Consider the following 13,006-nt stretch of genomic DNA (forward strand, 5'->3'; position numbering starts at 1 on the left):
CCACAATAATATGCACAATTTTATTCCCGAATCACGTTTTTTTCCATATCTGGCTTGGACAGAAATTCAGTCTATGCCGAACAAGGAAAATACAGTTATAATTCAGCCCCTAGGTGCGATAGAACAGCACGGCCCCCATTTGCCTTTAATTGTAGATGCGGCAATTAGCGCGGCTGTGACAGGCAAAGCGCTGGCAAAGTTAGAGGCAAATATTCCCGCTTATGCTTTGCCGCCTTTGTACTACGGCAAGTCGAACGAACACTGCCATTTTCCTGGTACAATTATGCTCAGTGCTCAAACACTTTTAGCAGTAATCGGTGAAATTGCAGACAGTATTTACCGGGCAGGATTTCGGAAATTAGTGTTAATGAATGGTCACGGCGGACAGCCGCAGGTGATGGAAATTGCGGCGCGGGATATTCATCAAAAATATCAGGATTTTTCGGTTTTTCCGCTGTTCGTTTGGCGGGTTCCAAATGTTGCTGCTGAGTTATTGAGTGCGACGGAGTTGGAGTTTGGGATTCACGCTGGTGATGCAGAAACGAGTTTGATGTTGGCAATTTTGCCGTCGCAGGTGAAAATGGAACTGGCTGTTACAGAATATCCGAAAAATTTGCCGATCGACAGTTTGCTGAGTATGGAAGGGAATTTGCCTTTTGCTTGGCTGACGCGAGAGTTGACTGAAAGTGGTGTGTTGGGCGATGCGACGGCGGCGACGAAAGAAAAGGGATCTCGTATTCTCGAATCTCTCTCTGACGGCTGGGCACAAGTTATCAAAGATGTGCACAAATTTCGACAGCCGGGAAGTTCGGCAACGGATTCGCTTTCTTCGGATGTAACGGATGTAACGGATGTCAGGAATAGGGAATAAGGAAGAGGGAAGAGGGAAGAAGATCGATGTGGAAATGCAGTCACAACAATAGTTGCAGCAATTAAGAACGTTCTAACTGTCTTGGCGGTTGCTATAAAAATCAAAAATACAGTCTTGGAGGCATAACCGACCTATGTATGGTGCTTAGGTTGCACCTTATCGCTATTAAGAATTAAAAATCAAAAATTGTTCTAATCCGTGTCAAAATAAGTCTAAGAAATTTTTTGAGTTGGAAAACTAACGATGAGTGTAAATTCTAAATTGCAGCGCGCATTTGAGCAAGACCGCGCCCTGAAAATTATCAGCGGTTTAAATAATTTTGATGCCGCGAACGTTGCGGCTGTCGTCAAAGCAGCGGATCTCGGCGGTGCTTCCTTTGTCGATATTGCGGCCGATCGAGATTTGGTATTGATGGCAAAACAGTTGACAAATTTGCCAATTTGTGTATCGGCTGTGGAACCAGAAAAATTTGTGCCTGCGGTAGAAGCTGGCGCTGATTTGATTGAAATTGGCAACTTTGATGCTTTCTACGCAGTAGGCCGCCGCTTTGAAGCTGAGGAAGTTTTGGAGTTGACTCGCGAAACTCGATCGCTATTTCCGAACATCACCCTTTCTGTGACAGTTCCCCACATTTTGGAACTCGACAAACAAGTGCAGTTAGCAATAGAATTAGTCAAAGCTGGGGCTAACATCATCCAAACTGAAGGTGGCACCAGCGCCCAACCAATTCACGCCGGCACCTTGGGATTAATTGAAAAAGCAGCGCCTACTTTGGCCGCCGCCTTTGAAATTTCCCGCGCCGTATCCGTCCCCGTACTCTGCGCTTCTGGTATCTCCAGCGTCACCGCACCGCTCGCTATTGGAGCCGGCGCTGCTGGTATTGGTGTCGGTTCTGCTGTCAGCCAACTTAATAGCGAAGTGGCGATGATTGCGGCTGTTCGCAGTTTGGTTGAAGCTTTGGCTTTGGTTTCGCGATCGCACTTTGTGGCTGCAATTTAATTAAGAAGTTCGGCAACGAATTTAACGGATAGATGTTGAGGGAATAAGTCAAGCGTGAAGATTTTTTCCCTCTCCTCTTCTCCCTCTATCTCCCTCTTCCAAGACTTCCTTAATAATTGGCAATCCACACGGCATAGTCATCTAATAACTGATTGTTCGGGGAAATCATATCAACTGATTCTAACTCGGATAAAGGCAACATAAACTTTTGGCACTCGCCGACGCGCTGCACTTCCACAAATATGCCTTCTTCCTCAACCCTAAAATCCTCAAACCGATTAATTTTGAATCTATCAGTAGAAGAAGGTTGAGTTTTTTTGAGCCTTGCATATTCTTTTTTACTGCCAGAACCCATTGTATATTCTTCTTCCCATTCAAACTCTTCTATGCCGGTAACGTGGCACGGAAGTTGAATATTTTGCTTGATGTACTCTAGATATTTGGCTGAATTTTCAAGGCTGACATCAATATTTTTCGAGCCTAAAATTTTCCTAATTTTACTTTCAAATTGCTTGAGACTAAAGGGGATACTTTCATGGAGATGGGCGAACATTTCTGGATCGAACCCCGAGCTAAATTCGGGTACTTCCGCCAGCAGGCGCTGGAAGTCGTTTAGCGGTTTCGGTCTTCTGCCTGCTACAATGGTTTCATCAAGCTGAACTGGAGGAAGTTCGGATTGTGAAGGAAGGGATTTGCTTTGATCTGGGCGATCGTCCAATTTAGATTTGTTAACTTTAGACTGGTTAAGTTTAGGCTGGTTAAGTTTAGGCTTGTTAAATTTAGGCATCGCTCGGTCTCGCTATATCGGTTTATCAATAAAGTATATCTTGGCAGAAGTACATTCGTGTCTAATAGGAGGAAGCTGTAATGCAACTACTGAAATCGCCTGATGAATCGGAAGTCTATCAAGGACAATTCGGCGAGTTTACGATTACTCAAAGCGATCGCACGGGAGTGTTGATTTACCGCGCTGGATTGGGGGTGGCGGCGCTGTGTTTTGCGATCGGCGCTACTCTGGTGCTGCAACAGGGCGACAACCCGATTGCAATCCAAGCTGTAACACCTGTTTTTGCTTGTTTCTGGATAGCTTTAGGCGTCAGCTTGGCAACTATTCACATTTACATGATTGCGCTGCACCGAGCACTACAGGCGTTTTGGGCGATCGGCGGCGCGGCAGCATTGTTTGTGGCGTTACAAAGCAGCCAACCTCTAGCTTTAGCAGTGTACGAACATCCAGCCACGTTGTGGGGAATTGGCTTTACTTTTGCCGCCTTAAATGGCGTTTATTTTAAGGAAGCATTCTGCTTTAACCGCCTAGAAACTAAGTTTTTGACTCCGGGAGTTCCTCTCTTAATTTTAGGACATATTTTCGGCTTTCTGTCAGCCGAAAATGAACAGTTCTTGTTAGCAGTTTGGGCGGCTTTGTTTATCATCTTTGCTGTGCGCAAGTTTTTTCAACCGATGCCACAAGATATCGGGGATAAAAGCGTTTTTGAGTATCTGAAACACCAATAGTATAGAAGAAGGAAGAAGAGCTGACTTGCTTCTTCCTTCAACATCTGCTATATGAATTTTGCCATACTGCGAAAACTCACAATCAAAATTAGTCTAATCCGCCGAGAAATGTGGGCAATTACCAGGAAAGTTTGGGTAATTGCTCTGATGGTATTAATAATTGCAATGCTCTTAATTCTCACAAATATCCATCCGTTTTTGGCGGTAAATGCGCCCATTAAAGCAGATATATTGGTTGTCGAAGGCTGGTTACCCGATTATGCAATCGAAAGTGCGATCGCCGAATTCAAAAAAGGCAAATACCGCCAATTAATTACCACAGGAGTTCCTTTAAGTAAAGGCTACTATCTGGCTGAATATAAAAATTATGCCGAACTGACTGCCGCGACTTGTATTGCGCTAGGATTTGATAAAAACAAAGTAGTAGCTGTACCAGCAGCGAGTGTTGTCAAACACCGCACTGCTGCTTCTGCGATCGCACTTCGGGATTGGCTGGCTGCTTCTGCCCTAAAAGTTGAGTCAATTAATCTTTATTCTTTTGGCACTCACGCCCGCAGAAGTTGGATTGTTTTCAAAGAAGTCCTGAATCCTGAGATTAAAGTCGGGATTATATCTGCTGAAACGCAAGATTACGATCCACAAGAATGGTGGAAATCGAGCGAAGGTTTTCGGACTGTGATCGGAGAACTTATTGCTTATATTTACGCCCGTTTTGTCGATTGGAAAACTTAGCCAGTAATTGTCAACCTCCCTCTTAATTCCCTTCGCGTTCTTAGCGCCTTCGCGGTTCGTAAAAAAATATTTATATAACAGTTTTAAATCTGTGGAAATACAGGACACGGCACTGCCGTGTCCCTACCCGGGCATCTGTGGAAATACAGGACATGGCAGTGCCTTTTCCCGATCCGACTATCTGTGGAAATACAGGATACGGCAGTGCCGTTTCCCTAATATATTCAACCAAAAATGATAAAATTATTCTCAGATAAGTTGAGGGTAACTCGTTGGTAGAAGAACGCGCTTACTGGTTGGCATGGTCGCAAATTAACGGTATCGGGCCGATTTTGTTGCAAAGATTGCAACAAAATTTCAATAGTTTGGCAGAAGCTTGGACGGCAAAACCAGTAGATTTAATGCGAGTCGAAGGGTTGGGCAAGCAGATAATTGAAACAATTTTGCAAGAACGAGCTAAACTCAATCCCGAAGAATTTATCGAAAAACATCTTATAAAAAATCCCTGTTTTTGGACGCCCGCAGATCCAGATTACCCCCGCTTATTATTGGAAATTCCAAATCCGCCGCCTGTGCTGTACTATCGCGGTTTAGTCGATGTAAAAGAGAATCAAGGAATTACGCCGACGGTGGCAATTGTTGGCACTCGCAGCCCTTCGGAATACGGCAGAAGGTGGACTCGCAAAATTAGTACGGCTTTAGCTAAAAGCGGTTTTACTGTTGTTTCGGGATTGGCGGCTGGCATTGATACAGAGGCTCATACAAGCTGTTTGGAGGCGGGAGGCAGGACTTTGGCTATATTTGGAACTGGGGTCGATATCGTTTATCCTAAGCCGAATGAGAGGTTGTGCGATCGCGTTTTGCAGCAGGGATTGGCAATTAGCGAATATCCGGCGGGTACTCAACCGAATAGAACTAATTTTCCGCGCCGAAATCGCATAATTGCTGGGTTAAGCCGCGCTACAATAGTGATAGAAGCTCCGCACAAATCGGGCGCGTTAATTACTGCTTATCAAGCCAATGATTTTTGCCGGGATGTGTATGTTTTGACGGCAAGATTGGATGATGAGCGTTCCTTTGGGTGTTTGGAGTTGCTGAGTAAAGGTGCTCATCCGATTCTGCCGAGTAGCGATCGACTCTTAAGCGAAGACAGGTTGTTGGAAATGCTCGGAGCTATGCCAAAATTGGATAGAGCCGAGCAGTTGTCGCTATTTCCACTAAATCCGACGCTTGAGAAGCAAGGGCCGCCGTTGGAGCCGGAATTGGCTAAGGTGTTAAGTGCGATCGAATCTGGGCCGATTTCTTTTGATACAATTGTCGAAGCAGCGGGATTGGAAGCGGGAACAGTTTCGAGTATACTTTTGCAGTTGGAATTGTTGGGATTAGTTTCGCAGTTACCGGGAATGCGATATCAGCGGTGCTGATGTGAAAGGTTAGGTTAAATCAATTCTGGTTGCACCGGAAGGACTGTTGACTGTTGACTGTTGACTGTCAGCCGAAAAACCGCAACGGAGGACACGGCATTGTCGTTTCCCTACCCCAAAATAATCAATCTTCATCGCGAGGATGTAAGCATCACCCGATTATTAATTGTAGGGAAACGGCACTGCCGTGTCCTAATTTCGGGTAACGGGTAAAATCAACCGAATTGGATGATGAAATTGCCCGATTTACCCCCCTCGGATATAACCATCGACAACACGGCTACGAAGGACACGTCAATGCCGTTTCCCTACCCCAAAATGTCGTAGCAAGGGCGAGGGTTCAACGCCCTCGCCCAATCGAATATAACTATCGACAACACTGCCATTGAGGACACGGCAATTGAGCAATTGAGGACACGGCAATGCCGTGTCCCTACTCAAATTAAGCCGAAATTAACGGCACTAATACTGCTAGCAGAAACTCCGGCCAGAGAAGCTAAAATCTCCCCTGTTTGTGCAAACCGGATTAAAGTTGCACCGCTATCTTGGACAATGGCTAATTGCGAGAAAGTCAGCCCGTTACCCAATACTAACAAGTCTTTACCGACTTCAAAGTCAGCAACAGTATCAATACCAGAATTGGTAGATAATAAGAAGCGATCGCTCCCTACGTCCCCTACTAAGGTATCATTCCCCAAATCGCCACTGAGGAAATCGTTACCCTGACCTCCTAGCAGAATATCATTGCCTTGACCGCCGTAGAGGGTATCGTCGGCTTTTTCACCAATTAGGATATCTTCACCTCGATTGCCAGAAAGGAAGTCACTAGCCGCACCACCAGTCAAGGTATCAAAACCCTTGCCGCCGTAAAGCGTATCGTCCCCAGTTCCACCATCTGTCAAGTCGTTGCCTTGATTGCCATTGATCCAATCGTTGCCATCAAGACTAAACAGCAAGTCATTTCCTTTTCTACCGCGCAATATATCATCGCTAGCGCTGCCCATGAGGGTATCATCGCCATCGGTGCTTTCGGTAGTATTTTCCCCATCTTTAACGAATTCAATACCGCTTTCTGGGAATGGTTCATCGGGTGTAGATGGTGTACTGGAGTCATCAGTATCTAAAGTATTACGGACTGTTGGATTGTTAGCTGTCGCCGACTGGATTTTGGTAGTTAGAGATGCACCAGTATTTTCGGAAATCGCCGACTGAATCGTTTTATTTCCGGCTGCGACTTGCACTAAATCTTGGGCTACTTGTCCTTGTGCGACTTTTTGGATGCGGGCGATTTCTGTCGCGGCATCTGAGGGCGAAGAATTGCTGGATGCGAGATCACTAATTCGCTGATTTCCCTCGGCAATAATTTGGGCAGCATCCGAAGCAATATTAGATAGTTGCGGTACTTGCAGTTGACTGGTTGCCGACTGAATAATCGCCTGCAATTGGGTGGAATTGCTTAAGTCTAGAGTGCCAGTTTTAATTTGATTGGCTATGGTGGAAATTACGCTAGAGGCAATTTCATTTTTATCAGTAGTTGCAGCACCGCTAATTAAATCTGTGATTGAGACAATGGTATTTTGTACCTGAGCGTGTGCTGCATAAACCGCTAAACCATTGGGATCGTTTTGAGTAATTGCTGCTAGCGGATCGTAGCTAGTCAAGTCAATTGCCGACGACAGTCCCAATGCAGATTTAACCTGAATTTGCGCCTGATTAGGGTCAGTACCTTGCTCCACCAACTCGGTCATTAGGGTAGTTAACGGAGTGACGACAATAGCATCTGGTGTGGCAAATAGGGGCGTTTGCTGTGGCAAATAAGTAGAGGTATTTATGCCATCGATAATGGCAATTCTGCCTTCATCCGGTTCGAGGTCGCCGCTGTTATTTTTGTCGAATTTGTCAAGAGAGACATCTAAGTCAAAGCTGCCATCGGCGTTAGTAATTGAGAACGGTTCGTTTTCATCTTTGATTCCATTAAAGTTGGCATCGAAGAAGACTGTCGCCCCGGCAATGTAACCGTTAATTGCTCTGCCCCTAGTGCTAGAACTCGGCCCCAAACTAAAGTCAGCTAGTTTAAATGTGGCAAAGTGATTATCGTAGACTGTTTTGTAATCTAAGCAAGGAATAGTTATGGTGCGGTCACGGGTGATGACTATATAACCGAACGGCGTCCTAATTTTTGTTCCTGCAATGGTTTGTTGGCATGTTGTTGGTAGCAAAGCTTTGACATCAGCACCCAAGAAAGCATTTACTTGTCCTGTTACATCAAACAGTTCCGAGGGTTTGCTGATGCGGGAAGCAATTTCTGATGCTCGGATTTTGCCGTCACCGCCTTGTTTGGGCTGGAATTCTCCAATATCGATCAGATCGATGCCGACTTTTCCTTCAATTCCACCTTTGACAGAACCCTCGGCAATGCCAACATCTATCTGAGCACCCACGGCAATACTAGCGTCAAGACTGAGTTCGTCAACATCTGGCCCTGTACCATCAGCATTTTCGCGATCGCTCACATAAAATCCATCCAAAACTTTGCCAGCAGAACCCGAAGCAAAATTAGAGTTTTTCCACTCGTTTAGTCCGTAGGTATCGTACCCAAATCCTAGGTGAGCTGAAGCACTAAATTTGCCTTCAAGTAAACCCTCGATCGGTCCCCAAATCGGAAAGTTTTTCTCAATATTAAAGTCAACGGCCAGTTTAGGTATCTGATAGGTGAAGAGCGACACATCGGGTTTACCTATCAGCAATTGAATCGCGGTTTCCGGTTTGGTCAAGAGTGGGATATCAAAGCCATCAATATCTTGTAAAGCATTTAAGAATTCCTTGACCTTGCCACCTGTTTTGGAGTTGATTTGTTGGCTGGCGGTTTGCTGTAGAGCCGTTTTTGGCACTGGGGAAGCATTTTGAAGATTCGCACTGTTATCGGCAACATCTATATTCCCCAGAGTGTAGGAACCCAAGTCGATTTTGTCGGGAGAGTTTGCTATTTGGTTTGCCAAATCAACAACTTTATCAACCTTGGCAACCGCATCTAAAAAGCTAGTATCGATATCAGTATTAGAGATTTTTGCTGCCAGTTCTAGTACACTGACTTTACCATCTCCATTTTTATCGAAGGGTTTCGCTATACCTAGTTTAGATAGTAACTTGGTGTCGGCATTCAGAAAGTTGATAACTGGTCGAAATGGTTTAATGACATCGGAAATTTTACCGACAATTGGTTTGGCAAAATTATTGACAAATGTCCCCAAATCAAGTTGCATATTGTTAAATGCAACTGTGGGCTTTTGCGGCCCGGTTAATTGACCGTTAGCGTAATTTAGGAGTGGCCAATTAACTGCTAAGTCGAAGTTATAGGAGGGGAATGCAGCATTGCCGTTGATGCTGGTTTTTGCTGTGAGACCGAGATTAGCATTGCTCGTTAAGTTTGCTTTAAATAAGTCTTTAAACTGATAGCTGCCTTGCAGTTCTGGCAAGGTGAGGCGATCTCCATCATTCGGGCCGCCCAGATTGTCTAAGTCATTGAGCTTGACTTCAAGGTTGGCATCGACTTTAGTCGGGTTTTTGGTATCGTTTGCCAGGTCAACTTGGAAAAAACCTAAGTTGCCTTTTGCCTTGAATTGGTCATTTAGGCCCAAGTCAATGTTGGCGGTTAACTTGGTTTTGTCAGTATCTATGTAGCAGCCGAAATCTTTACTAACACCAACTCCTAGGGACAAGTTGTAGTTGTATTTTGATTGGGCTTTTCCATCTACATCTAAGCTTAATGCCGGTACTCCTAAGTTTTTCGAGAGATTGATGTCGGGAAACTGATATTGCCTGCCCAGAGTAATTAGCAAGGTACTTTCATCAGCATTAGAATTCCCAGTTAGAGCAACATTGTAGTTCGATCCCAGAGCAGCGCGGAGGCTAGTTTCTAACTGGCTCAGAGTTTGATTTCCCTGATTTTTAATCGTATCGACTAGCTTAGTCTTGATATTGCTAATAAAATCTGGGGAAATGTTCTTGAGCGGGCCGACAATGGGTAGGTTAACTGCCTGTAATTGGTCGTCAAGAATTTTCTCAAGTTTATCCAATCCAGCTTCTACACCACACCAATTCTTCTGTGTGTCGATGGTACCAACACGTGTCGGCGGTGTCGGCGTCGGCGTCGGAGTACCAGGTGTCGGCGTCGGAGTACCAGGTGTCGGCGTCGGCGTCGGAGTACCAGGTGTCGGCGTCGGCGTCGGAGTACCAGGTGTCGGCGTCGGAGTACCAGGTGTCGGCGTCGGAGTACCAGGTGCCGGCGTCGGAGTACCAGGTGTCGGCGTCGGCGTCGGAGTACCAGGTGTCGGCGTCGGCGTCGGAGTGCCAGTTGTCGGCGTTGGCGTCGGAGTGCCAGTTGTCGGCGTTGGCGTCGGCGGTGGCAGTATTGGTGGTTGCGGTGGCGGTGGCGCTACATCATTATCAGCGATCGCCACTGTCACCCCTGCAACCCCAATTAAATTATACTTAGCATCACCCCCACTCACACTGTGAGTGATATTGCCGCTGTGCGCGCCTTCGACAACCGTATCATCAACAGCTTTCACCGTAACAATTTGAACGACATTCCAATTATCGGTAGTGAAAGTGATAGGGGCGATCGCCTGAATCTGCTCACCTGTTGTGAGAGTGATAGTTACCGGGGCGATCGGCTGCGACGTTAATTTGAGCTCATAACTGCCATTCGCACCCCCTTCAGCAGCAGTTGTGCTCGTAGGTGTAATGCTGACACCTGCTGTGTCGTTGTCGGTAATCGCTACACTGACATCCTGAATTGTTGTGCCGCTATACTTAGTGTCGGTAGTGGTAACAGTGTGAGCGATCGTGCTGGTGTGCGTACCTTCGGCTTTGCTATCGTCGGTAGCAGTGACAATCCTTGTTTGGGGAATATTCCAGTTACTGCTGTCAAAGGTAACAGAGTCGATCGGCTTTATTTGACCTCCGGCATTAACAAAATTAATTGTAACAGAGGCCTTCGGATCCGATGTTAACTCGATCGCATAACTGCCCGTCGCGCCGCCTTCTGTAGCAGTTGTTGCCGTAGGAGTAATAGAAATACTAGCGGTATCATTGTCCTTATTGCTGAGGCTAACATCCGCTACATCTTTGTTGCTGTAATTCGGATCTGTACTCTCAGCAGCATCCGTAACAATTTTGTAATCAATATCGCCGTCAGCAATGCTATCCTCAACCCCTGTTACTGTTACTGGTTGCGCTGTATCCCAGTTAGCCGGAGTGAAAGTTATGCTGGCAGGGTAAACTGTTCCCTCCGCAACATTATCCGTGTTCAAACGGATACTCACATCAGCAGTTGGCTGAGTATTCAAAACCACAGTAAAGTTAGCCTTGGTGGCATCTTCCTTCGTAATTAATCCCGCCGTCGGATTCACCGTAATTCCCGGAGTTTCATTGTCACTGTTGGTGACGGTGACATCTTCAGGATCGAGGTTATTGTAATTAACATCGGTACTCTCAGCAGCAGCCGTGACAATTTTGTATGCTAGAGGGCCATCAGCTACCAAATCGTTAACACCACTCACGGTTATTGGTTGCGGTTCATTGTAGTTAGCGGGAGTGAAAGTTAAGCTATCAGTCGAAACAGTTCCTTCGGCAACATTGGAACTGCTCAAACCAAATTTAACGTTAGCAGTCGGTTGAGAATTGAGTTTGACAGTGAAGGTAGCAGTGCCACCGACTTCACTTGTAGTTAATCCTGTTGGGTTAACAGTAAAGCCAGCTTTGTCATCATTAGTAATAGTTGTGGTAGCCGTAGCAGTGGTAATTGTCGGTGTTACGCCCGGGCCTGTGGGATTTGAAAGGGTGACGGCTATGGTTTCGTCGGGTTCACCTTGGGAGTCGCCTAATACATCCAGAGTAATGGTTTTCGATGTTTCATCGGCGGCAAAATTAATTGTGCCAGTAACAGCAGTTGCCCCAGAAGTGCCACCGATGTTGTTGTAATCGCTGATGTTTGTAGCTGTTCCGGCGATCGTATAATTGACGCTACTTGCCCCGCCTGTGTTGCCGCTGCGAGTAGCAGTGAAAGTCAAAGGTTTTGTGCCGGTATTGCCTTCCGGAATGCTGGCAGTACCGGCGGCAATGGCATAAGAAACAGTACCGTTGGCTGCAATATTTAATGTTGTTTGTTTGGTTGTACCTGCAACGCCTCCGGTGATTGTGCCCAAGTTGAGGATTGCGGTTTCGGCGTTTTCAGGGAGATTGTCAGGTTTGATAGTAACTGCAATATTCTTGGTGAGTGCGGCACCTGTTGCACCTGCGGGGAATGTAATCGAGGTAGGCGAAAATGCGTAGTCGGAATTTTCGGTGGCTGTGCTGCTGGGGTCGATCGCAATTGGTACAGTTACATCAGCAAAAGGAGTGCCGCCGCTGAGAGTAACGGGAATATTAACTACTGTATCCGTAGTTCCTTCTGTACCGCTGTAAGTTGCAGCCCCGAAATTAACTGTATTGGGTGTATTCAGCAGCACCGAAACGTTGTTAAGATTGAAGTCCGTGGTGGCCAAGTCAGGCAAACCGTCCCCGTTCACATCCTTCGCAATCACAGAAGTAGGCTGCAATCCCGCATCTAAATCCGCAGTCTTGGTAAATGTGCCGTCGCCATTCCCCAACAGAGTTGAAACCTTGTTACTGTTCACGAGAGCCAAGTCTTGCTTGGAGTCACCATTGAGATCCGCAACGGTGACGAAATAAAAACTCGGTCCCACTGGAATTTCCGTAGTAGTAAAGCCTCCGCTACCATTTCCCAGCAGAATTGAGAGGTTGTTAGACTGCAGGTCCGGTACAGCCAAGTCGGGGAAGGAGTCGCTGTTAAATTTCCCCACAGCCACAGAAAATAGTTGTGACCCCACTGTAATCTTGTTGGCCGGGGCAAAACTCCCACTACCATTCCCCAGGAGAATTGAAAGGCCGTTACCATTGGTCCCGACAGCCAAGTCTTTTGTGCCGTTGCCGTCAAAATCATCGACGGCAATAGATTTAGGCCCTATTCCTACCAAAAAGTTTTGAGGAGGTGCAAAGGTACCATCAAGATTCTGCAATAGAATTGAGACGACACTATTACCAGGGGGGGAACCCGTAGCGCGATTAGTCGCTAAAGCTAAGTCTGGCCGGCCGTCACCGTTAAAATCTTCCGCAGCAATGTATGTACTGAAAATCCGCGAGTCGAAAGATAGATCGACGGGAGCACCCAAACCACTGCTACTCCCAAAAAACATCGATACAGAACCATTGCCATTATCTACAACCAAGTCGTCATACTTGTCTGGATTAAATTTAGCGACAGCGAGGGCATTTCCTCCCCGTGGCAACAGAGTAGCAGTGCCAAAGCTACCCGTGCCATTTCCTAAGAGTAATCCAAGGAAAAAATGATCCAAAATCAGGGATACTAAGAGAATAATTAATGTGCAATCTGCTGTATGTC

The 13,006-nt window shown here is 46.2% G+C and carries 7 protein-coding genes; 5 read left to right on the forward strand and 2 right to left on the reverse strand.

The window, feature by feature from the left end; all coding sequences use genetic code 11:
- The first annotated feature begins 10 nt into the window (after positions 1-10).
- Both QUA78_RS19650 and QUA78_RS19655 read left to right on the forward strand, forming a co-directional pair.
- Positions 11-871 (forward strand): creatininase family protein, encoded by an 861-nt coding sequence (locus QUA78_RS19650; protein ID WP_333301564.1) that lies wholly within the window; start codon positions 11-13, stop codon positions 869-871.
- A 243-nt stretch (positions 872-1,114) separates the two neighbouring features.
- Positions 1,115-1,870, forward strand: a complete 756-nt coding sequence (locus QUA78_RS19655) for a DUF561 domain-containing protein (RefSeq protein ID WP_333301565.1) — start codon at positions 1,115-1,117, stop codon at positions 1,868-1,870.
- A gap of 109 nt (positions 1,871-1,979) precedes the next feature.
- Here the strand turns inward: QUA78_RS19655 and QUA78_RS19660 are convergent, their stop codons facing one another.
- On the reverse strand, positions 1,980-2,657 hold the full coding sequence (locus QUA78_RS19660) for a hypothetical protein (RefSeq protein WP_333301566.1): 678 nt from the start codon (positions 2,655-2,657) through the stop codon (positions 1,980-1,982).
- 80 nt (positions 2,658-2,737) lie between these two features.
- On the opposite strand from QUA78_RS19660, the gene QUA78_RS19665 reads away from it, so the two are divergent.
- The 3 genes from QUA78_RS19665 (at position 2,738) to dprA (ending at position 5,541) form a co-directional block, all read left to right on the forward strand.
- Positions 2,738-3,385, forward strand: coding sequence for a DUF2301 domain-containing membrane protein (locus tag QUA78_RS19665; protein ID WP_333301567.1), 648 nt, complete (start codon positions 2,738-2,740; stop codon positions 3,383-3,385).
- Positions 3,386-3,436: 51 nt separating this feature from the next.
- Positions 3,437-4,117, forward strand: a complete 681-nt coding sequence (locus tag QUA78_RS19670; RefSeq protein WP_333301568.1) for a YdcF family protein — start codon at positions 3,437-3,439, stop codon at positions 4,115-4,117.
- A 272-nt stretch (positions 4,118-4,389) separates the two neighbouring features.
- Positions 4,390-5,541, forward strand: a complete 1,152-nt coding sequence (gene dprA / locus QUA78_RS19675; protein WP_333301569.1) for a DNA-processing protein DprA — start codon at positions 4,390-4,392, stop codon at positions 5,539-5,541.
- A 437-nt stretch (positions 5,542-5,978) separates the two neighbouring features.
- Here the strand turns inward: dprA and QUA78_RS19680 are convergent, their stop codons facing one another.
- Positions 5,979-12,959, reverse strand: a complete 6,981-nt coding sequence (locus QUA78_RS19680) for an FG-GAP-like repeat-containing protein (protein WP_333398977.1) — start codon at positions 12,957-12,959, stop codon at positions 5,979-5,981.
- Between the last annotated feature and the right edge of the window lie 47 nt (positions 12,960-13,006).

Origin of the sequence: Microcoleus sp. K4-B3, from assembly GCF_036704615.1 — a bacterium.
Classification (GTDB): Bacteria; Cyanobacteriota; Cyanobacteriia; order Cyanobacteriales; family Microcoleaceae; genus Microcoleus.